This window comes from Roseateles sp. 22389 (genome assembly GCF_052044995.1).
Taxonomy (GTDB): Bacteria; Pseudomonadota; Gammaproteobacteria; order Burkholderiales; family Burkholderiaceae_C; genus Roseateles.
In genome coordinates, this window is record NZ_JBQEOF010000016.1 from 129,058 (window position 1) to 150,322 (window position 21,265).

Sequence of the window (21,265 nt, forward strand, 5' to 3'; positions counted from 1 at the left end):
GCATGAAACGGGCACCGACCGCTTCCAGGACCTCGTCGAGCGTCGGCCGGGCGTCGCTCGGCGCGGGTGGGCGCGGCCGGTTCACCGAGCCCATGGGCCCGCGCGACGACGCGTTCGAAGCCGAGGCGGACCGCGTCGCGCGCGCGGTGGCGAAGGGACCGGGCGGCGGGGCGGCCTGGTCCCTGGCCGGGGGCGCGGCGCCGCGGGAGAGTCCCACGATCCGGCTGGCACCGAGGGCGGGGTCCGACGCCTCGTTCGAGGCGACCGCGATGCCGGCACCCGCCGAAGCCCCGCCTGAGGGGGCGGCGTCCGGGCCGTCGGCGGCCGAGGGGCGGGGCGCCTTGCTGGCGGATGACGAGGGTCCCCTCCAGCCGGGGCAGATGCGCAAGGGCGAGTTCCTCGACGCGTTGCGCGTGGCCTTGTGCGAGGCGGTCGACGCCGGATTGGCCGGCACGGGGAGGGACTCGCAAGGCTGTCCCTGGATCGATCACTGGCTCGGGTACTACGCCGAACGCGGCGCCAGCCAGGTTGAACAGGCGCTGAGGCGATACGCCCCGGAGTCGCGCGGCGCCTCGCGCGCGGCCGACTACATCGGCGCCGTGTCGGCCCGGGTCGGCCGCAGCGCACGCACCTGGGCCACGACCGGCGAGCTCACCGGACTGCCGCAGGACATGCCCGCCTCGCCGATGGCCGGTGGCGGGCTGCTCGACGCCTTCGGCGGCATGTTCTTCAAGGGGCGCCCGGGCGGTGCGCAATCCACGCGACCGCCCGCCTCGGTCCAGCGGGAACTGGGGTCGGGCCAGCCCCTGCCGACGTCGGTGCGCGAGCGCATGGAGCCCGCGTTCGGCACCAGCTTCGTGGGTGTCCGGTTGCACGACGACGGCCCCGGCCGCCGCCTCTCCGATGAGTTCAACGCCCGTGCGTTCACCGTGGGACATCACGTGGCCTTCGGCGCCGGCGAGTTCCACCCGGGGACGCCCGCCGGCGATGCGCTGATCGCGCATGAACTGGCGCATGTCGTCCAGCAAGGCCATGCCCGCGAGCCCGGTCCGGGCTCGGCGGCGCGCGCGGGCTCGCTGGAGGCCGACGCGGATCGCAGCGCCGAGGCCTTCGTGCGGAAGGACTGGCTGGGCGGGCAGGCCCCGGCGCGCGCGGTGGCGCCGCGTCTGCGCAGCGGTCTGAGCTTGTCGCGCTGCTCCAAGGACAAGACCGCGGCACCGGCCGTGGCCCAGGGCAGGGACCTTCACGCAGGCGCCGTCGCGCCGGACGCGGCCAGGCAGCAGCAGGTGCAACGCGAACTGCATCCCGCCGCCGCCGCCGTGGGCGCGGCGCTCGCCGCCTGGGACGCCGGCGCCGCCGCGCCGGGAACGGTGGCCCAGAAGAACGCGTTGAAGGCGGACCTGAAGACCAAGGTGACGCAAGCCATGCTGGCGGAGCTCACCGCGACGATGCCCGGCATCCATGCCGTCTCGGGCACCGCACGCGTGCCGATCGCCGACCTGGAGGGGCCCGGCAACGCCGCCAAGAAGGTGGTGGACAGGCACTTCGGCGACTGGATCTCGGTGGCGGCGCTGACGCCTTCGCAGTCCAGCGTGCGGCATGGCTTCGCGTTCCGGGCCTCGGGCGCCGGCAAGAACCTGTTCGACGCGAACGATCGCGCGCAGCGCGCGCTGGCCAATCTGCCGATCGACGCGCATGATCTCGCGGGCTGGATGGCCGAGACCTTCGGCGCCGACGCGATGAAGCCGCACAACTTCAGCCCCACGCGTGGCGGCGAGGAACAGGCCTTCCTCGAGACCGAGATCGTGACGCCCTTCGTCAACGCGCACAAACCGGACCTGGAGCTGTTCGACCTGTTCGGTTTCGCCCTGACCGATCCGAGCACCGGCAAGATCGTCATCGGCACGGCGACGAGCCCCGGCCTGGGGACCGCGCCGGGTTCGGGGGGCGCGCCCTCCGAGGCGCAGCGGTCGCTGCGCTGGTCCGCCTGGGAGACCCTGGTCCACGAGTACATCCACACGCTGGAGCATCCGGTGTTTCACACCGCCGGAGGCGCCAGCAACCGCATCATGTCGGAGGGCTTCTGCACGATGTTCAGCGAGGAAGTGCTGCTCGACCAGATTCCCAAGGCACCGAAGAACGCGGCGCTGCGGGCGGACATCGAGGGCGGCCACTTCCCCGAGCCGCCGGCCGGCACCGTGCCGCCGTTCGAGGCCGGCAGCTACGCGGAGTACCTGAAGCATGCGACGGCCATCCGTACCGCCGTGGGAGACAGCGCCGTGAAGGCGGCCTTCTTCCAGGGGCACGTGGAGTTTCTCGGGCTGACGCCGGGCGGCGCCACCGCGTCGCCGGTGGTCGCCGCGGACCGCGACCTGGTGACGGTGCCGGCGGGCATCACGACGGTGAGCGAGCTGGCCAGGGCGGCCCACGTGGCGGAGGCCGACATCGTGGCCGCCAATCCGGGCCTGAGCGCCGGTTCGCCGGTTGCCGGCAGCTTGCATGTCCCGGGCGCGCGCGAACATGTCGTCGTGGAGGCGGGCGCCGGTGGATCGGAAACGCAGGTGCAGATCGCCCGGCAGAACGGCATCACCGTGGCGGCGCTCACCGACGCCAACCCGGCGGCGTCGTGGGGATCGCTGGCCGCCGGCACCCGCCTGCTGATTCCGAAGCGATGAACGCCCGTCCCGTCGCCGGCGCCGCGCTGGTGGTCTTGCTGCTCCCCTCATCGAACCTGGAGGCTGAACCGATGAATGCACCCATGCCGTCTGTCTGCGTCGACGCGATGCGGGCGCTGGTCGAGGGTCGCCTCGATGCCTGGCAAGGCTTGCCCAGGGGGTGCGGACGCCAGGCGGCGGAGGCGGCTTTCGGGCCCGGAGAGGGCGGTCCGGACGGCGTCGCTCCGCTCGAGGGCACGGCGACCGCCTTCCGGCGCTATGGACCCTCGCCGCGCGTGCCGCATGCCGTGCAGGTCTGGTTGCGCGACGAGGCGATCCTGGCGATCGAGGTGGCCGGTCTCGTGCCCGCCGGGCCGCTGGATGAGTTGCTGGGGCCTGCGGAAGCCATCGAGCGCTCGGGGCTGGGGAGCGTCCACAGCCAACGCATCCATGCGTCGCGGGGGCTGGTGTTGCACGTCCAGAACATCACCGGCGCGATCGTGCGCGCGTATGGCTTCCCGTCCTGCACGCTGGCGCAGTTCAACGAGTTGCCCTGGGGGCGACTGCAGGTCGGGCGCCGGCCAGTGCGCTGAAAGGGCTCGTCCATGCTCGTCCCGCGTCACTTCGCCAGCCCGCCGCCGCGGATGACCCTCCTCGGCCGCCGCGTGTCGAGTTTCCAGGTCTGCGGCGCCGTCGGTCTGGTGGTGGCCACGACGCTGGTGTCGGTGCTGACCTGGCATCTGCGGCTGCCGCCCTGGATCGTCCCGTGCCTGCTGGCCAGCGGCCTGGCCACCGCTTTCGTGCTGGCGATGGCGACCAAGGTCCTCACCGGCCAGGAGACGCTGGTCTTCTATCACCACGAGATCGCGATTCTGGCCACGAGCGCGCTGCAGCTGCAGGCGCTGGGCGCGCCGGTGCTGCGCGTGCTGGACCTCAACGCGCTGTGGCTCGGCGCCTTCCTGGTCTTCGGGCGGCAGGGCTGCCTGATGGTCGGCTGCTGCCACGGCCGGCCGCACCACTGGGGCGTGCGCTACAGCGAGTCGCATGCCCACGAGGGATTCCCCGCCTGCTACGTCGGCGTGCGGCTGTTCCCGGTCCAGGTGCTGGAGTCCCTGCTCGTCGCCGCCATCGTCGTGGCGGGCAGCGCGTTGGCCTGGCGCGGCGCCCCGGCGGGCAGCGTGCTCGCCCTGCACGTCGTCTGCTATTGCGCGGTGCGGATCTGGCTCGAGGAACTGCGCGGCGACGCGGCCCGGCCGTACTGGGGACGCTTCTCGGAGGCGCAGTGGACCTCGACCGTGTTGATGGCGGCGGTGCTCGCCAGCGAATGGCAGGGCCGGCTGCCGCGCGCCGACTGGCACTTCGGCGTGGGACTGGCGACGGCGCTGGGGCTGGCGGTGCTGGCGCTGACCGGCCGCGCGCGGCATCGCATCCTGGCGCCGCGCCACGCGGACGAGGTCGCGCGGCTGCTGCGGTCGCTGCGGTCGCTGCCAGAGGCGCCGCATGGACCGATCGCGGTGCGGCGCACCTCGCAGGCTTTCGGCGTCTCGTGTCAGGCGCTGGGGTCGGTGGACGGCCGCCCGTCGACGCTGTACGCGCTCTCGCACGCGGGACGGGCCCTGGACGAGCGGGAGGCCCGCGTCCTGTCCGGATTGATCGCGAACCTGGTCGGCGCGCGCGGCGCGCGGGCCCTGCTGCGCGGCGCACGCGGCATCTACCACCTGATCGTGCGGGACGCCCCGCGCTGATCCCCTCCGTGGCTTTCGAGGAGACACCATGCCGGACCTCAATCCCGAACCGCTTCGCCTCGCGGCACCGCCCGTGTCGTCGCGCGGCGGCCAGGCCGTCTGGGCCCGGTCGGTGCTGCGACTGCAGCGCAGCGTGGGCAACCGCGAGGTGGTGAGGATGCTGGGGCTGTCGCCGGCCCTGCCGGAGGCACCTGCGCCCGATGCGCTGGCGCAGGCAGCACCGTTGGCCTTGGTGCCGGCGCCGGCGGCCGCGCCCTGGCGGCGTTGCCTGCAGCTCGCGTGGCGACGGCTGCGCGGCCTGCCGCCGCCGGACGAGGCCGTCGTCCTGATCGAGGGGCGGCGATGACACGGCCCGAGGCCCTTTCCGACATGCGGCCCGGCGCGCGGATCCTGGGCATCGACATCGGTTCCACCACCGTCAAGACCGTGGTCGTCGACGCGGCCGGCGGCGGGATCCTCTGGTCCGATTACCGCCGCCACGAGACGCGGCAGGCCGACGCACTGGACGCGCAGCTGGCCGCGATCGAGGCCCGCTTCGGCGAGCTGGACGCCGACACGACGCGCGCCTTCGTCACCGGCTCCGGCGGGCCGCCGCTGGCGAGGCTGCTCGGCGCGAAGTTCGTGCAGGAGGTCAACGCGGTCACGCTCGCCGTCGAGGCGCTGCATCCGGACGTCGGCAGCGTGATCGAGCTCGGCGGCCAGGACGCCAAGATCATCATCTACAAGCCGGCGCCGCCGGGCGCCTCGAACGCGGACCGGCGCGTGATCGCGTCGATGAACGACAAGTGCGCCTCCGGCACCGGCGCGACGATCGACAAGTGCGTGCTCAAGGCCGCGCTCGCGCCCGAGGCGCTGGGCGCGCTCGCCTGGGAACCGGCCAAGCTGCACCCGGTCGCCGCCAAGTGCGGCGTCTTCGCCGAGACCGACATCGTCGGCCTGCTCAAGGCCGGCATCCCGTCGGCCGAGGTCATGTGCTCGCTGGCCGACGCGATCGTGGCGCAGAACCTCACGGTGCTGACCCGCGGCCACACGCTGCAGCCGCGCGTGCTGCTGCTGGGCGGTCCCAACACCTACCTGCCGTTCCTGCAGGCCTGCTGGCGCCAGCGCATCGCCGAGCTGTGGGCCTCGCGCGGGACCGCGTTGCCGGCGGGCGCCACGATCGAGGACCTCGTCGTCGTGCCCGGGAACGCCGCGCTGTACGCGGCCTACGGCGCCGCGGTGTACGGGATGCAGGAGGCGCCGGACATCGGCCGCTACGCCGGCGCAGGGGCGCTGCGCGCCTCGATCGCGCGTGGCCGCGGCGCGCGCGTGCTGCCGGCGCAAGGACCCGGGCTGGTGGCCAGCGACGAAGAGCCCGACGCCTTCATCGAGCGCTTCCGCCAGGCGCCGTTCGTGCCGGCGGTCTTCTCGCCGGGCCAGCGGGTGCGCGCGTTCCTCGGCATCGACGGCGGGTCGACCTCGTCCAAGGCGGTGCTGGTCGACGAGGGCGGCGAGGTCCTGTTCAAGGACTACCAGCTCTCGCGCGGCAATCCGCTCGCCGACGTGCAGGAGATCCTGCGCCGCGTGCGCGGCTTCGTGGCCGGGCAGGGCGCGGCGCTGGAGGTGCTGGGCGCCGGCGCGACCGGATACGCGGCGGACCTGCTGGAGGAGACGCTCGAGGTCGACGCCAACATCGTCGAGACGGTGGCGCACATGATGTCGGCGCGGCAGGCCTTCGACGATGTCGACGTGGTCTGCGACGTCGGCGGCCAGGACATCAAGGTGCTGTTCATGGCCGGCGGCGAGATCCGCAACTTCCGCCTGTCCAACCAGTGCTCGGCCGGCAACGGCATGCTGCTGCAGGCGATGGCGAGCCAGTTCGGCGTCGCGCTCTCCGACTACGCGGCGCTGGCCTTCCGCGCGCGGATGAGCCCGCGCTTCAACTACGGCTGTGCCGTGTTCCTCGACACCGACCGCGTCACCTTCCAGAAGGAGGGCTACGGCAAGGAGGAACTGATGGCCGGCCTCGCGCTGGTGCTGCCGAAGAACATCTGGCAGTACGTCGTGCAGCTGCCGCGGCTGGCGGAGCTTGGCCGCGTCTTCGTGCTGCAGGGCGGGACGCAGCACAACCTGGCCGCGGTGAAGGCGCAGCACGACTACCTCGTCGAGCGCGTGCCCGGCGCGATCGTGCGCGTGCATCCGCACTGCGGCGAGGCCGGCGCCATCGGCGCGGCGCTGGAGGCGCGACGCATCGTCGCGCGGCGCGGCCACAGCCGCTTCGTCGGCGTGGACGCGGCGATCGGCCTGGCCTGGACGTCCCGCAACGACGAGGGCACCGTCTGCCACTTTTGCGCCAACGCCTGCCGTCGCACCTTCATCGACGCGGCGACCCCGCAGGGCCGCAACAGCCGCTACATCGCCGGTTTCTCCTGCGAGCACGGGACCGTCGAGTCCAAGGACGCGCTCAAGGCGCTGGTGTCGCACCGCAAGTCGCTGAAGGCGCAGTTCCCCAACCTGGTCGACTACGAGGCTGGCCTGGCCTTCAAGGCGGGGGCCGCGCCGCGGCCGCTGCCTGAGGCGGGCTCGCCCGTCGATCCGGGGCGGCGCTCGCGCGGCTGGGCAACGGCGGCGCTGCTGCCCTGGCGCGCCCGCGCGGCGCGCGGCTTCGAGCGCTCGGACGGCGCGTCGCGGCGGGCCGGCTTGCGCATCGGCATGCCGCGGGTGCTGAACATGTACTCGACCGCGCCGCTGTGGCGCGCCTACTTCGAGACGCTGGGCGTGCCCCCGCGCCAGATCGTGTTCTCCGACGTCACCAGCGAGGAACTGTGGGAGGCCGGCAGCCGCTACGGGTCGATCGATCCGTGCTTCCCGTCGAAGGTGGTGCAGGCGCACATCCACGACCTGCTGAAGGTGAAGCACCGGGAGCGGCCGCTGGACTTCCTGTTCTTCCCCTGTCTGACGCATGTACCGAGCTTCGTGCGCGGTCTGCCCGACACGACGGCCTGCCCGATCGTGGCCGGCGTGCCCAAGGTGATGCGCGCGGCCTTCACGCAGGAGGTCGACCATTTCGCGCGCGAGGGCGTGGTCTATGTCGACCCGGCGATCTCGCTGTGCGAGCCCCACTTCATGAAACAGCAGATGTTCGAGGCCTGGGGCGAGCGCCTGGGCGTGACGCGGGACGAGAACGACTTCGCCGTCGACGAGGGCTGGGCGGCGCTGCGCGCCTTCGACAGCGAGATGCAGCGCCGCGGCATGCAGCTGCTGGCGCAGCTCGAGGACGAAGGACGGGTCGGCATCCTGTTGCTGGCGCGGCCGTATCACGCGGATCCGGGACTGCACCATGGCGTGCTCGACGAGTTCCAGGCGCTGGGTTATCCGGTGCTGTCGATCCGCTCGATCCCGAAGGATCCGCAGTGGCTGGCGCGTTTCTTCGCCGGGGAGGGCGGCGACCCGCTGGGCGTGGCCGATGTCTGGCCCGAGGCCTATTCGACCAACAGCGCCGAGAAGGTCTGGGCCGCCAAGTTCGCCGCCCGGCATCCCAACCTGGTGGTGCTGGACCTGTCGAGCTTCAAATGCGGCCACGACGCGCCCACCTACGGAATGATCGACAACATCGTCGCGGCGAGCGCGACGCCGTATTCGGCGCTGCACGACCTGGACGCCAACAAGCCGTCGGGCTCGCTGAAGATCCGGGTGCGCACCTATGGGCATACGCTGCAGCGCCACGCCGAGCGCTTGCAGGACCTGCATGCCGCCAAGGACGAGCTGGCGCGGCGCATCGAGGCGAAGCGGCGCGAGCTGCGAGCGCGGGCGAGGGCACGTGACGGCGAGGTCGACCATGAGGAGAAGGGCGGCCTCGATGGTCTCGCGACGCACGATCCGGCCTCGGAGCGCGACTACGCGGCCTGGCTGGGCGAGGAGACGGTGCCGCGATTCGCGCCGCTGGAGCCGACCACCGGGCGGGCCTGCGACACCGCCGCGAAGGCGCATCCGATCACCATCCACCGGAGGACCTCATGAGATTGACGGACGAGGGCGACCGCCCGGTGATCTGGCTGCGCGACGAGCTGGCGCGGGCCGCCGAGATCGAACGCGAGCTCGAGGCCTTCGAGCGCGAGGAACGGGCGCGGCTGGGACTGACGGAGGTGCCGGTGGCGCAGTGGCGCGATCCGGCGCCGCGGCCCTTCACGCGCGACGAGCGCGCCGGCACGACGCTGCTGTGCGGCGGACTGACGCAGGCGCAGGACCTGCTGATCCAGGGCGCGCTGCGGGGCATCGGCTACCGGGTGGAGGTGCTGGGCACGCCGGACGACGAGGCCTTGCGCGTCGGGCGCGAGTTCGGCAACCGTGGCCAGTGCAATCCCACCTACTTCACCGTCGGCAATCTCGTCCATCACCTGCAGCGGCTGCGCGACGAGCAAGGCCTGAACCCGCGCGAGATCATCGCGCGGCATGTCTTCGTCACCGCCGGGGCCTGCGGGCCGTGCCGCTTCGGGACCTACGCGACCGAGTACCGCAAGGCGCTGCGCGATGCCGGCTTCGAGGGCTTCCGCGTGCTGCTGTTCCAGCAGCAGGGCGGCCTGCGACAGGCCTGCGGCGATGGCGACGGGCTGGTGCTGGATCGACGCTTCTTCTTCGCGCTGCTGCGGGCGGTGGTGGCCGGCGACGTGCTCAACGCGATGGGCTACCGGCTGCGGCCGTATGAACGCGATCCGGGCGCGACGCAGGCGGCGCTGGCCCGCTGCAAGGCGGTGCTGCACAACGCGCTGGCGGTGCGCGGCAGCGTCCTGGCGGCGCTGTGGCGATGCCGGCGGCTGCTGGGCGCGGTCGAGCTGGACCGCGCGCGGGTCAAGCCCAAGGTGTCGGTGATCGGCGAGTTCTGGGCGATGACCACCGAAGGCGACGGCAACTACCGGCTGCAGGCTTTCCTCGAGTCCGAGGGCGCCGAGGTGCTGGTGCAGCCGGTCACCGCCTGGCTGCTCTACAACCTCTGGCAGATGCGCTGGGACACGCGGCGGCGGATGGCGCTCCCGCGGCACGACGGCGGTCGCCACGGCCTGGCCGGCAGGTCGCCCTGGCGGCGGCTGGCGGCGGCGCTCGCCGCCGAGGCCGGCCTGCGCGGCTGCTATGCGCTGTATGCGGCGGTACTCGGCTTGCCGGCGCGCCGACTGTGCAACCTCGACGAGATCGCGACGCTGTCGCACCCGTTCTACGACAACCACCTGCGAGGCGGCGAGGGGCACATGGAGGTCGGCAAGCTGATCCAGAGCGTCACCGCGCGCAAGGCCCACATGGTGGTGAGCGTCAAGCCCTTCGGCTGCATGCCGTCGTCCGGCGTGTCCGACGGCGTGCAGGCGCTGGTGACCGAGAAGTACCCGCAGGCGATCTTCTGCAGCATCGAGACCACCGGCGACGGCGCGGCCAATGCCCACAGCCGGGTGCTGCGCGACCTATTCAAGGCCAAGCGGCTGGCGGCCGCAGAACGGGCGGCCGGCACCTGAGCAGGCCGGGCCGGCCCGGCTTCGCGCTCGCATCGGGGACTCGTACGACGAACTCGTTGTCGCCCACTGGAATGCCAGATGGGGGGCTTTCAAGGATGCTGGCGATGACATCACATAATGCACATTGTCAATTGCACGCATTGGTCAGCCAGGCCCTGGATCAGCAAATAGCCGGCGCTGAGCGAAGTAAGCGTGATCGCCGCCCCTCCATGCACTACGTTTCCCAGGGCACTCAGGAGGCGCTCTCCCAGAGGCGTGTTGGCGTGTTTTTCGAGCAGCGCGTCTCGGATCACCTCGTCCACGTCGACTCCGGCGATAGACGCCATGAGCGCTCGGTATTCGACGCCGCATGACGCTCGTTCGTTCCTCCAGTCGCTGACCTTGCTGCGACCGACGCCGAGGTTCTTTGCGAGCGCGTAGTCGGACCCGCACGTTTGGGACGCCTTGTCAAGCAGCGCAGCTAGCTTCATAACGGACTCTCTCCGGGGTACTATTTCGAAACGTTCTCTCAAAAGGGAACGTGGCCTCTAGAGGGAATGATACGCCGCGCACGGTGCCGTCCCTCTTGGGGGTTGACTGGGAGGCCGCAAGAGCGGATGGAAGAACGCAGCCGTTGCCCGTGATAGCCGGGATGAGCCTGCCCAGTCACTTCAACCACTTGCCCGGCTCGCGAGCCTGGGCGCACTCGGAGTGACCATGCAATCCATCATCCAGATCCTGAAGCTGAACGACCCGAAGACCGGCATCAGCGCCAAGACCCAGAAGGCCTATGACATGCAGGACGCTGAGTGCCTGCTGCTCAACGACGACGGTTCGGTCGATCAGGTCGGCGTCCTGCAGGTGCCCAAGAGCTTGCGCGACAAGGTCAAGCCTGGGACGTTCACTGCGACGTTCGCGCTGCACGCCAACTTCGCGTCGCGCCGCATCGAGGCCGTGCTGACCGGGCTGGTCGAGATCCCTCAAGCCACGGCTCGTTCGCCCAAGCCTGCGGCGGCCTGATCGTGATGTACGCGCCGAGTCCGCAGGCAGTTGCCGCTGCGATGGCTGCTGGTACCTGGGTGCCGTGTGATGCCGTCGAGCTTCGTTCGTTGCTCATGCGTCCCCACGGCCAGTGGGTTCGCGCGTGTCACGTGTCGCGCATTGCGTGGCTCGTCGGTCCGTTCGTGGAGGGCTAGCGATGCTCTGCGCTGAGTTCGTGATGACCGATGCGGGTGCCGTGCTGCGCCCCACCCCGGTCCAGCCCGCCGACGTGACCGGATGCCCGGTTGTTGTCATGCAGGGCTCCGACACCGCCCTCCTCTCTGTGTTCAAGACCCCCACGCCGACCGATTTCGCGGCCGCCTGGGTGTGGGGCTTCTCTCTCGTGGTCGGCTCCTACATCGTTGCGTGGGGGTGCGGGGCGGTCGTTAATTTCATCTCGAAGCAATAGGAGTGTTCACATGGACTTTTCCACCCTGACCGGCGCCGTCGATCTGACGACCGTCGCCACTGCCATCCTCGCCATCGCGGCGCTGAAGGTGCTGCCCGACGTCGCCAAGTGGGGCGCCAACAAGGTCATCTCGATGATCCGCTGATCGCGGACACACCGGTCGCCCCCAGTGCATTCGCCTGGGGGCGTTTTTCTTAGGGAGGCGTGATGTCGATTGTTCTTTTGCTCGGCTTCTTCGTGGGGACCTTGAGCGGCTGTGCGGCCGTGGCGGGATTGACCCATGGCTGATGCGCTGTGCCGGCGCGTTGTGCGTGCGTGGTCCTGCCTCGAGGTGCTTGCCGTGATGTTGATGCTTGTCGCGGCGACGCCGGCGATGGCGCAGGTCGGTGAAAGTGGGCAGCAGGTCGACGGCAAGGCGAAGTGGCGCTATATCGCGGATTGCGGGTCGCAGTCGAGTGACAAGTCTGACTCGCCGGGAGCTGCGCTCCAGGCTTGCGTGCCGATATTCAGTAAGCCGCAGGTCATCGGTGGGTGGACCTACACGTACACCTACGGGGTTACGTCGGTGCCAGCGGTTGACAACGGTGGTGGCGCGTATGGGACGCTGGCAGGGTCATCCTGCAGGTCGCATCCCACAGAGCCTGGGGGTGGTTGTTCGCCCGTCTCGGTGCAAGTTTGGGTGTACAGCGTCAATGACATGGAGTGTCCTGACAGCGCCGTGCCCGGGGCGCCGTCGTTCCCCAATACATGCTGGTGTCCGGTCAACACGAAGCCGACGCCGGACAAGAAGGCGTGCGAGCCGGTGTGCGCAGCCGGCGTCACGATGTCCAGCGGCTACTACGACATCGGCGCAGGTGCTGGCGCCAATCCGCCGCTGATGTCGTGCAAGAGCCGGTGTGAGGTGGTGTTTGACGGCAGCTCACCGGCAGGCAGCGCGCTCGTGGGTGGCACGAAACATTGGTTTGCGAAGGGGGAGTACGTCTCGACCGGCAACAAGTGCCCAGGGTCGTCGACGACTGAGCTCGGGCAGTCAACCGCGGGCGTCCCCAAGGATTCTTGTGGTGATGGGCAGGTACTTGGCGAGGTGAACGGGAAGCCGTATTGCGCCAACAGCTACAAGCCCGATGGGAGCGGTGGCGATCAGACTGATGGGAGCAAGGACAAGGAGTCCAAGCAGATCAACACTGAGTCGGGTATCAACGCTGATGGCAGCAAGTGGGAGAAGACCACGGCGGTGACGGTTGACCGCGACGGCAACAAGACCACCACGACGACAACGACGACGACCGGCACAGATGGAACGAAGACGACCACGGAGCAGACGGTGCACGAGGGTCGGCCTGGCGGTTCGGACTCGGCTGATCCCGAAGACCCTGACGATCCTGAGAAGACCGAGTGTGAGAAGAACCCGAGCGGAAAGGACTGCGGCGGTAGCCCAGCTGCGGTCGGAGAGTCGTACTCGAAGCGGGCCGGCACCAAGACCTTTCAGGAGGTTCTCCAGGGTGCGGCCGATGCGCTTTCTGGCACGGAGTTTGGCGGCGCGGTGAACCGGTTCTTTTCGGTGTCCGGCGGTGGCTCGTGCCCGGTGATCAGCGGTCATATCCCGTTCATCAATGCGACCTTCAGTTTTGACGCCTTCTGCACCTCGATGGCGTCGACAGCGTTCGTGGTGATCCGGAGCGTGCTGCTGTTGGTCGCGTCCTTCTTGGCGTTCCGTATTGCGATGGAGTGAGCAATGCTTGAGCAATTCACCACGTGGTTGTTGGCGCTGCTGAAGCAGCTGTTCAAGGACCTTTGGCAGTTCGTGATCGATCTGCTGTTGACGGTCTTTGAGCAGATCGTCAATGCGTTCGTCTATGTCGTGTCTCACCTCCCGGTGCCGGGCTTCTTGACCGCCGGTCTTGGGTCGGTGTTCGGGCAGTTGGACGGGTCCGTGATGTACCTGGTGACGCAGTGCGGGTTGCCCGCTGCGCTCGCGGTGATCGGCTCCGGCTACGCGTTCCGCATCGTTCGCAAGTTCGCGACGCTGTTCCAGTGGTGACCGCATGATCATCTTTCACGAGGGCTTGCCGCGTTCCGGCAAGAGCTATGAGTCGTTGGTGCGGCGGATCATTCCCGCGATCGCCGCTGGTCGTCCGGTGGTGGCGTACGTCGAAGGGCTGAACCACGAGAAGATCGCCGAGCTGGCCGGTGTGACGGTGGATCGCTGTCGGGAGTTGCTGACTGCGATCACTCGTGAGCAGGTGCCTGAGATTCCTGAGCTGTCGAAGGACAACGCGCTGATCGTGCTTGATGAGGCGCAGAACTTTTGGGGCACCTCTTCGAAGCTGAGCCAGTCGATGACGCAGTTCGTGACGGAGCACGGTCACCGTGGCATCGACATCGTGTTGATGGGCCAGAGCATTAAGGACGTGAACGCGTTGTGGCGCCGGCGTGTCGAGCTCAAGCTCTGTTTCTTGAAGCTGAATGGGATAGGTGCTGGCAAGCGGTATTCGGTGACGACGTGGCGGCATAAGGGCGATGACAAGTACACGAAGGTCGGCACGGTGGTCAGCGCCTACGACGTGAAGTATTTCGGCTCGTATGCCAGTCACGTCAGCGCTGACACGAACACGGCCGATTACCGTGAGTCGCGTGCCACGGTGTTCAGCAGCGGGCTGTTCAAGTACGGGATCCCGCTGGCGGTGGCAGCGGCGATCTGGGGCGCCTGGACGTCGTGGAAGTTCTTCCATCCTGAGCCGGTGAAGCCGAAGCAGGCCGGGGCGGTCGCGGCGCCGGGTTCAGCCGCGGCTTCGGCGCCAGTGGTGGCGCGTGCTGCGGTGGGGGCGGCGTCCACGCCGGTTGTCGAGCAGCGGCCTCGTAGTGCCATCGAGAAGCACTTGTCCGGGCTCGCCGGCAATCGGCTGCGCTTGGCCGGCTTGGCGAAGATGGGCGAGCGTGTCGGCGGTGTGGTGGAGTGGGTGAGCGGAGACATGCGGGTCATGGAGCGCATGTCGCTTGACTCTCTTCGACAGCTCGGTGTTGCGGTGCTTGTCAGCGGCGACACAGTTCAGTTGGCCGTTGGCGACTGGTTCGGGCTGGCGACGTCCTGGCCGCTGGATGGAGACATCCGGGTGCCTGAGGCTCGGCTTCAGCAGATGCGCGAGATGGCGGGTGTTCGCGGGTCACCCGTGGCGCCGTCGGAGTTGCGGGCGAACGTTGCGGCCAACGACTCCGGTGCGATGCCGGGTGCGTTGAGCGTTGGGCCTTCGCGCGGGGGGCCGTCGACTGGTCAAGGTCATACGTTCGGCGCTCGATGATGGCGGCCCATCTCCTCAAGACCGGCAGCGGCGTTAATGCGGCGTACGTCGCATGGTGGGCCTTTGGCCCGGATCTGTGGTTCGCAGCTGGACGGTGCAAGCTCTGGCGGCGTTCGCGGCGCCCGTTGCGCGTAGCGCGAGGGGCGGCGCGCAGCGCCGCTAGATTTATTCCTAGGACACTTCAGAACACAGGGGGGCTCATGGGTCGGAACGACGGTGGTCGTCGCGGTTCCTACCGCTCTCGTTGGGGCGCTGCTGACTCGCCGTTGGCGGATCGTCGGCGCATGCTTCAGTTGACCCAGCTTGAGGCCGCCAAGCGCTGCGGTAAGTCGCTGAGGCACTACCAGCGGATCGAGGCCGGTGCGTATCCATGGGAGGTCGCTGCGTGCTTGGCGAAGCTCTCCCCGTTTGTGTGAGCGCGCGCCGGCGATGGCATGTTTCGTCGGCCGACGAAATGCGCCATCTCCTGCAGTGGTGTCGTAATTCGTCGATCGACGAAATGCGTCATTCGCTCGAGTGGTTGGCGTAATTGGTTGGAGGCTCCATGAGCGCTTCGAAGCCATCGGTGAGGGTGCAGGTCCAGCCGGACTTGTTTGGCGGCCCTGACGTCGTCTACGGCCTTCCACGGGCCAAAAAGAATGCCCCCGCGACTGCTACCAACAGTCCGGGGGCGGTGACTAACACTCAACGCAGGAGTGCAAGTGAGAAGGCTTATAGACGGAATTCTGTACGAGGGCAAGCGAAGTGATGAACATGTGATGCGCGTGCATCACCTGGGCAACGGTCACAAAGAGGCCGTCATCACTCGGCAGGTGGTGTGGGAGGAGATGCGCCGGGCCACCCTCGCCGAGTTGGCGATGTGGGAGTTGGAGCGCAAGGAATTCGCGGAGGACCGCAAGCAGGCAAACCTTCTGCGTGCTGCTCGCCGTGCCAAGACTCAAGTGCGCCGACGCGTGAAGGCGCTCGGGCTCGATGCGCTGCTCACGCTGACCTATCGCGAGAATCAGCAAGACCTGACCCTCTGCAAGCAGCACATGAAGGAGTTCGTGCGGCGCATGCGTCGGTTGCTTCCTGGGTTCGTCTACGTCGCGGCGTTCGAGCGGCAGAAGCGCGGCGCGTGGCACGTGCACATGGCCATCCATCGGCTTCCGACTGCCCTGCCCTACGCCGGCGTCAAGGTGAAGTCCTTCAACGTGGTGCGCGCGGTCTGGCGGGCTGTCGTTGGTGACCTGGGCGGCAACATCGATCAGCAGCGTCGTAAGCGTTGGTCCCAGCAGTCAAGTGGCAAGCTGGCCGCGTACCTTTCGAAGTACATGCTGAAGGCGTTCGCCGAGGGTGAGGACTGGTCGAATCGCTACAGCGGTAGTCAGGGGATCGAGTTGCCGGCGCCGGTGGTGGTGCGCTTCAAGGCGTACGCGATGGCGGATCTGATCGCGTTGGCCTACGGTGAGGCAGCTGACGGTCCCGTCGAGTGCATGACGTGGCTGTCGGGCTTTGGGGACACCTTCTTCCTATCGACGGAAGGGCCGCCAGCAGCGCGTTTAGTGGCCTAGCGCGTTCTTCAGGCCGGCGAACACTATGCGGAGTTGGATCCACCAGAGCACGTACAGCACGATGCTCGCAGTGACGATTCCTCCTGCAACCCCAATGAGGATGTGGGCCCACAGGGGCATCGGTGGCTTCTCGAATGGTTGTCGGTTTGTGGTGAGCATGTGCATTCCTGCCTGCGGTGTTGCTTGCTGTCGTCATTTGGCGCAAAAAAGCCGACTGCATGAGTCGGCTTTTGGGGTCAGGTGTTGCTAGGGATTAACACCGACCGTGTGCGATGAGCGTGCGCCAACGAAACGACCTGCACATTGTCAATCACTCAAACTTGCGTTCATGCGCTGTCCTTGACCCATTCGTTATCGAGTTCACTCGCCCCGTTCGCGTTCTGTGATCCACCAACGCGTGTTCCCGCCTGACGCTCCCGCTTCACGCCCGCCGACACATCCTTGCGTCCCACGCATTTATTGATCCAAACGATGCACTTCACGTCATCAACGGCATGGCCGAGCATGCCGCTCCATGACACGAACCATCCCTTGCGTCCTGATGCGTGCGGGCACCTCCCGAGGCCCGTTCTTCCTGCGCGACTGGCTGCCCGCCGACGAACGCGAGCGTGACGAGGCCCTGATCGGCGCCATCGGCGCCAGCGACCTGCTGCAGCTCGACGGCGTCGGCGGCGGCAACTCGCTGACCTCCAAGGTGGCCATCGTGTCCCGGTCCAAGGAACCGGGCTGCGACGTCGACTACCTGTTTGCCCAGGTCGGCGTCGGCCAGCGCTCGGTGGACACGCGGCCGAACTGCGGAAACATGCTCTCGGGCGTCGCGCCGTTCGCGATCGAACAGGGCCTGATCGATGCCCAGGACGGCGAGACGACGGTCCGCGTGTTCAACGTCAACACCCGCTCGCGCATCGACGTGACCGTGCTGACCCCCGGCCGGCGCGTGGTCTATGCCGGCGACACCAGCATCGACGGCGTCGCCGGCGCCGCGGCGCCCATCCGCCTGAACTTCCTCGATGCCTGGGGCTCGGTCACCGGATCGCTGTTCCCGACCGGCCGCCGCATCGACGCCATCGACGGCCTGCCGGTGACCTGCATCGATGCCGCCATGCCGCTCGTCCTGCTGCGCGCCGCGGACCTCGGCCTGCACGGTCGCGAAACCCCGGCCCAACTCGACGCGGATGCCGCCTTGCTGGCTCGCATCGAAGCGGTCCGTCGTGCCGCCGGGCTGGCCATGGGCCTGGGCGACGTGTCGGCGAGCGTCGTGCCCAAGCCGGTGATCGTGAGCGCCGGCGACGACCCGGACAGCATCACGTCCCGCTACTTCACGCCGCGCCGCTGCCACGCTGCCCATGCGGTGACGGGCGCGATCGGCGTCGCCACCGCCTTCGCCTTGCCCGGCACCGTTGCCAGCGGCGCGCCCGCGCGCGACGGGACGCGCACCGTGTCCGTGCTGCATCCGCAGGGACGCATCGCCATCGAGGTCCTGGTCGCGGGCCAGGGCGAGGCGGCCTCGGTCCAGCGCGCCGCGCTCGTGCGCACCGCCAGAAAGATCCTGCAGGGCGAGTTGCATCTGCCCGAGGACGTGTTCTCGACATCAACGAAGGAGACAAACCAATGAAGACTCTGCTCGCGCCCGTGGCGCTGGTGGCCACCGCCGCTCTCACCGCCCTCACGGCCATCGGCGCCCTCGCGGTCCCCATCGCGGCGCCCGCCGCCGCGCCAACCGTCGTCCCCATCGCCTATCCCACGCGGACGATCACCATCGTCGTGCCGACGGCGGCGGGCGGCGGCAACGACGCGATGGCACGCACCATCGCGCAGAAGCTTGGACCGCTGCTGGGCCAGACGGTCATCATCGACAACCGCGCCGGCGCCAACGGCGCGATCGCCAGCGAATTCGTCGCCCGCGCGGCGCCGGACGGCCACACGCTGATGCTGGGCTATGTCGGGACGCATGCGATGAACCCGGCCCTGCAGAAACTCCGCTACGACCCGGTGGCCGACTTCGAGCCGGTCGGCCTGGTGGGTTATTCGCCGACGCTGATGGTCGCCAACGCCCAGGCGCCGGTGAAGGACGTCCGGGACCTCGCGTCCCAGCTCAAGGCCAAGCCCGACCGCTACAGCTATGCCTCCGCCGGCAACGGCACGGCGCCCCACTTCGCCGCCGAGCTCTTCAAGCTCAATGCCGGTGTCGACATGCTCGGCGTGCCCTACAAGGGCTCGGCGCCCGCCATCACCGACACGTTGGGCGGCCAGACGCAGTTCATGTTCCCCAGCCTCTTCACCGCGATCCCCTATGTGAAGGCCGGCAAGCTCAAGCCGCTGGCCGTCGCCGGCCCCCGGCGCAGCCACCTGCTGCCCGATGTGCCGACGCTCAAGGAGGCGGGCGTCGACGGCGTCGAGGTGCAGCAGTGGTACGGCGTCTTCGCGCCGGCGCGAACACCCCGTCCCATCGTCGACAAGCTGAACAAGGCCCTCAACCTGGTGCTGGCAGACAAGGAGGTCGTCAAGCGCATCGAGGACCACGGTGCCGACGTCGAGGCCAGCACGCCGGAGCAGCTCGGCACGCTGGTCAGGAGCGAGCTGACGAAATGGAAGGCCGTCGTTCAGAAGGCCAGGTTGACCGCCGAATGAGCAGCAGAACGCCTCGAGGAGCCCTCGGAATGACACTCCCCTCCCCCCTGCTGCGGATCGCCTGCGCCACCGCGCTAAGCACCTGCGCCGCCGCGGCGGCCGCCCAGGGCAGCGTGACGCTGTCCGGCGTCGTCGATGCCGCGGTGCGCAGCGTGCGCAACGACGGTGTCGGCCGTCTCCAGTCCCTGATCAGCGGCGGCAACGCGACCAGTCGGCTCGTCGTGCGCGGCTCCGAGGACCTCGGCGCCGGCTGGTCCGCCGGCTTCCATCTGGAGCACGGCATCGCGCTCGACACCGGCGCCGCGACCAGCGCGAGCCAGTTCTGGGATCGTCGCGCCACGCTCAGCCTGGCCAGCCGCGAGCTCGGCGAGCTGCGCGCCGGCCGCGATTACGTGCCGACCTACACCGTGTGGGTCAAGCAGGACCCCTTCAGCCACGTCGGCGTGGCCGGCTCGACCAACCTCTACACCGCCGCGCCCGCTGGTCCGATCCGCTCGGCCTTCGGCAGCAGTCCCAACACGCTGGTGCGCAGCAGCAACTCGGTGCAGTGGCTGTTGCCCGACCGCTTCGGCGGCCTGGAGGGCGGCGTGATGGTGGCCGCGGCGGAAGGCAGCACGCAAGCCCAGGGGGCCAACAAGCTGATCGGGGCCCGGCTGGGTTACGTGAAGGGAGCGGCGTCCCTGTACGCGGCGCATGCGAGGAGCGAGAACAACGTCATCGCGGCCAGCGGCGATTTCACGGACACGCTGATCGGCGCCGGCTACGACTTCGGCGTGGTGCGCGTGGCCGTGACGCAGCGCCGCTTCCGGCAGGCCAATGCCGCGCAGACGCTGCGCATGCTCGGCGCCTGGGTGCCGCTGGGGCGCGGTGAGCTGAAGTTCCAATGGCTGGCGAGCAACATGGCGGGCCGCGTCGGTGCCGTCGATGTCGGTGCCAACGATGCGCGCCAACTCGGCGTCGGTTATGTCCACGCCCTCTCCAAACGGGTGGCGGTCTATGCCCAGGTGGCGCGTGTCGACAACGATGGCGTGGCGGCCTATGCCGTGCCCGGCGGTCCGGCGGGGCTCTCCGCGGGCCGGTCCTCCACCGGCACCGAGCTCGGCATCCGCCACAACTTCTGACACGCGGCCCAGGCTGCATCGCGGGCGGCGCGGGCAGCGCGCTGGGGGGGGGACGGGCGCCGGATCGGCCCGGCCGATCATCGGGAACGCCGCCGTACCGCACGCGGCGGCAGCTTCATCTCCGCCAGGAAGTCGTACAGCTGCTGCGCCTCCGGCGACAGCCGACGGCCCTGGCGCGTGATCAGTCCGATGCGCCGCGTGACGACCGGGTCGACCAGCGGCACGCTGACCAGCAGCGGATGGTCCGGCCCCGGCATCGCGATCGACGGCACCGCCGCCACGCCCAGCCCCGCTTCCACCAGCCCCAGCAAGGTCGTCACGTGCTGGGCCTCGTACACCGGCTGGGGGCGGTCCTTCACGCGCGCCAGGGCCTGGTCGAGCAGCAACCGGTTGCCGGAGGATTTCGCCACCGCGATGAAGTCATGCGCGGCGAGCTGGCTCCAGCTGACCTCGCGGCGTCGCGCCAGCGGGTGGTCGCGTCGGCAGGCCGCGACGAAACGCTCCTCGAGCAGCGGCCGGAACTCGATGCCCGGCTCCGAACTGCCGATGAAGTTGAGCCCGAAGTCGGACTCCCCGCGCGACACCGCCGCCAGGACCTCGTTCGCGCTGGCGTCCAGGATCTTCACCCGCAGCTTGGGATAGCGCTCGCGGTAGCGGTGGATCACCTGGGAGAGGAAGTAGTAGACCGTCGACGGCACGCTGGACACCGTCACCTCGCCCATCCGGCCGGTGCCCACCCCGCGCACCGTCAGCAGCGTCTCGTCCAGCTCGTCCAGCAGCAGGCCGATCTTGCGCGCGAACTCGCGCCCCACCGCGGTGAGCGTGACACGCCGGGTCGTGCGCTCGAACAGCTTCACGCCCAGCGCCTGCTCCAGCTTGTCGATGCGTCGGCTGAACGCGGGCTGCGAGATGTGCACCGCCTCGGCGGCCTTGCGGAAATTCGACAGCTCCGCGGCGGCCCGAAAGGCGATGAGGTCGTGGAGATCGAATTTCATGCGACGCAATGCTCGGTTCAATTGATGTCGAGTATGCATGGACGCTGTGCCGCCGCAGCTCGAGCCGGAAGCGCTTCTTCGCCGGCGCGCTACCGACGTCCGTGCGTTGAGCATCACAGGGTTAGTTCTGATTAATTAGTGCAGCGCGCGAACTAACATCATCAAATAGGCCGGTTACGCACAGATCGTCTGTTCAAGACGACGACCGGCCAGGAGACAAGGCAATGTCGAAGCTTGGAACGAATGTGAAACGCCGCGTCGCGGTCATCCGGACGCTGGCGATCGCCGGCGGCGCGACGCTGGGCCTCTTGGCCGGCGGCGCCCGCGCCGAGGACAAGGGCCTGGTCGGCATCGCGAT

19 protein-coding genes are annotated in these 21,265 nt (G+C 69.0%); 16 read left to right on the forward strand and 3 right to left on the reverse strand.

Translation table 11 applies throughout. The annotated features are described in order from the left end of the window. The first annotated feature begins 2 nt into the window (after window positions 1-2). The 6 genes from ACTJKJ_RS20205 to ACTJKJ_RS20230 all read left to right on the forward strand — a co-directional run bounded on the left by ACTJKJ_RS20205 (window position 3) and on the right by ACTJKJ_RS20230 (window position 9,879). On the forward strand, window positions 3-2,675 hold the full coding sequence (locus ACTJKJ_RS20205; RefSeq protein WP_440821541.1) for an eCIS core domain-containing protein: 2,673 nt from the start codon (window positions 3-5) through the stop codon (window positions 2,673-2,675). A gap of 83 nt (window positions 2,676-2,758) precedes the next feature. After that, on the forward strand, window positions 2,759-3,247 hold the full coding sequence (locus ACTJKJ_RS20210) for a hypothetical protein (RefSeq protein WP_440821542.1): 489 nt from the start codon (window positions 2,759-2,761) through the stop codon (window positions 3,245-3,247). Window positions 3,248-3,259: 12 nt separating this feature from the next. Further along, complete coding sequence (locus ACTJKJ_RS20215) at window positions 3,260-4,399, forward strand: prolipoprotein diacylglyceryl transferase family protein (protein WP_297382358.1); 1,140 nt, start codon at window positions 3,260-3,262, stop codon at window positions 4,397-4,399. 28 nt (window positions 4,400-4,427) lie between these two features. Further along, window positions 4,428-4,745: a hypothetical protein gene (locus tag ACTJKJ_RS20220; protein ID WP_297382356.1), complete on the forward strand. Its 318-nt coding sequence runs from the start codon at window positions 4,428-4,430 to the stop codon at window positions 4,743-4,745. After that, window positions 4,742-8,398 (forward strand): BadF/BadG/BcrA/BcrD ATPase family protein, encoded by a 3,657-nt coding sequence (locus tag ACTJKJ_RS20225; protein WP_440821544.1) that lies wholly within the window; start codon window positions 4,742-4,744, stop codon window positions 8,396-8,398. The genes ACTJKJ_RS20220 and ACTJKJ_RS20225 overlap by 4 nt, the downstream gene beginning before the upstream one ends. Then, window positions 8,395-9,879, forward strand: a complete 1,485-nt coding sequence (locus ACTJKJ_RS20230) for a hypothetical protein (RefSeq protein ID WP_440821546.1) — start codon at window positions 8,395-8,397, stop codon at window positions 9,877-9,879. The genes ACTJKJ_RS20225 and ACTJKJ_RS20230 overlap by 4 nt, the downstream gene beginning before the upstream one ends. Window positions 9,880-9,989: 110 nt before the next feature. Here ACTJKJ_RS20230 and ACTJKJ_RS20235 read toward each other — a convergent pair whose 3' ends face one another. Further along, window positions 9,990-10,349, reverse strand: a complete 360-nt coding sequence (locus tag ACTJKJ_RS20235) for a hypothetical protein (protein ID WP_440821548.1) — start codon at window positions 10,347-10,349, stop codon at window positions 9,990-9,992. A gap of 226 nt (window positions 10,350-10,575) precedes the next feature. Here ACTJKJ_RS20235 and ACTJKJ_RS20240 point away from each other — a divergent pair, with 226 nt between their 5' ends. The 7 genes from ACTJKJ_RS20240 (at window position 10,576) to ACTJKJ_RS20270 (ending at window position 16,160) form a co-directional block, all read left to right on the forward strand. Beyond that, window positions 10,576-10,878, forward strand: a complete 303-nt coding sequence (locus tag ACTJKJ_RS20240) for a hypothetical protein (RefSeq protein WP_440821550.1) — start codon at window positions 10,576-10,578, stop codon at window positions 10,876-10,878. Between the two features lie 178 nt (window positions 10,879-11,056). Further along, window positions 11,057-11,308, forward strand: a complete 252-nt coding sequence (locus ACTJKJ_RS20245; RefSeq protein ID WP_440821552.1) for a hypothetical protein — start codon at window positions 11,057-11,059, stop codon at window positions 11,306-11,308. A gap of 10 nt (window positions 11,309-11,318) precedes the next feature. Then, window positions 11,319-11,453 (forward strand): hypothetical protein, encoded by a 135-nt coding sequence (locus tag ACTJKJ_RS20250; protein ID WP_440821554.1) that lies wholly within the window; start codon window positions 11,319-11,321, stop codon window positions 11,451-11,453. 135 nt (window positions 11,454-11,588) lie between these two features. Next, the gene (locus ACTJKJ_RS20255; RefSeq protein ID WP_440821556.1) at window positions 11,589-13,040 is read left to right on the forward strand and encodes a hypothetical protein; all 1,452 of its coding nucleotides are present in this window, start codon (window positions 11,589-11,591) and stop codon (window positions 13,038-13,040) included. A gap of 3 nt (window positions 13,041-13,043) precedes the next feature. Continuing rightward, complete coding sequence (locus ACTJKJ_RS20260) at window positions 13,044-13,349, forward strand: hypothetical protein (protein ID WP_440821558.1); 306 nt, start codon at window positions 13,044-13,046, stop codon at window positions 13,347-13,349. A gap of 4 nt (window positions 13,350-13,353) precedes the next feature. Continuing rightward, window positions 13,354-14,607, forward strand: coding sequence for a zonular occludens toxin family protein (locus ACTJKJ_RS20265; RefSeq protein WP_440821560.1), 1,254 nt, complete (start codon window positions 13,354-13,356; stop codon window positions 14,605-14,607). Window positions 14,608-15,365: 758 nt separating this feature from the next. Next, a complete protein-coding gene (locus ACTJKJ_RS20270) occupies window positions 15,366-16,160 on the forward strand; it encodes a rolling circle replication-associated protein (RefSeq protein ID WP_440821562.1) in 795 nt (264 codons plus the stop codon). A gap of 326 nt (window positions 16,161-16,486) precedes the next feature. Here the strand turns inward: ACTJKJ_RS20270 and ACTJKJ_RS20275 are convergent, their stop codons facing one another. Next, complete coding sequence (locus ACTJKJ_RS20275) at window positions 16,487-16,666, reverse strand: hypothetical protein (RefSeq protein ID WP_440821564.1); 180 nt, start codon at window positions 16,664-16,666, stop codon at window positions 16,487-16,489. Window positions 16,667-16,674: 8 nt separating this feature from the next. Here ACTJKJ_RS20275 and ACTJKJ_RS20280 point away from each other — a divergent pair, with 8 nt between their 5' ends. The 3 genes from ACTJKJ_RS20280 to ACTJKJ_RS20290 are packed head-to-tail and all read left to right on the forward strand — an operon-like array spanning window position 16,675 to window position 19,912. Next, window positions 16,675-17,775, forward strand: a complete 1,101-nt coding sequence (locus tag ACTJKJ_RS20280; protein ID WP_440821566.1) for a 4-oxalomesaconate tautomerase — start codon at window positions 16,675-16,677, stop codon at window positions 17,773-17,775. Continuing rightward, complete coding sequence (locus tag ACTJKJ_RS20285; RefSeq protein ID WP_440821568.1) at window positions 17,772-18,791, forward strand: tripartite tricarboxylate transporter substrate binding protein; 1,020 nt, start codon at window positions 17,772-17,774, stop codon at window positions 18,789-18,791. The genes ACTJKJ_RS20280 and ACTJKJ_RS20285 overlap by 4 nt, the downstream gene beginning before the upstream one ends. A 29-nt stretch (window positions 18,792-18,820) precedes the next feature. Then, window positions 18,821-19,912, forward strand: a complete 1,092-nt coding sequence (locus ACTJKJ_RS20290) for a porin (protein ID WP_440821570.1) — start codon at window positions 18,821-18,823, stop codon at window positions 19,910-19,912. Window positions 19,913-19,989: 77 nt separating this feature from the next. Here the strand turns inward: ACTJKJ_RS20290 and ACTJKJ_RS20295 are convergent, their stop codons facing one another. Further along, window positions 19,990-20,907 carry a LysR family transcriptional regulator gene (locus ACTJKJ_RS20295; RefSeq protein ID WP_183479583.1) on the reverse strand — a complete coding sequence of 306 codons (918 nt, stop codon included), beginning with the start codon at window positions 20,905-20,907 and terminating at the stop codon, window positions 19,990-19,992. Window positions 20,908-21,265 lie beyond the last annotated feature (358 nt).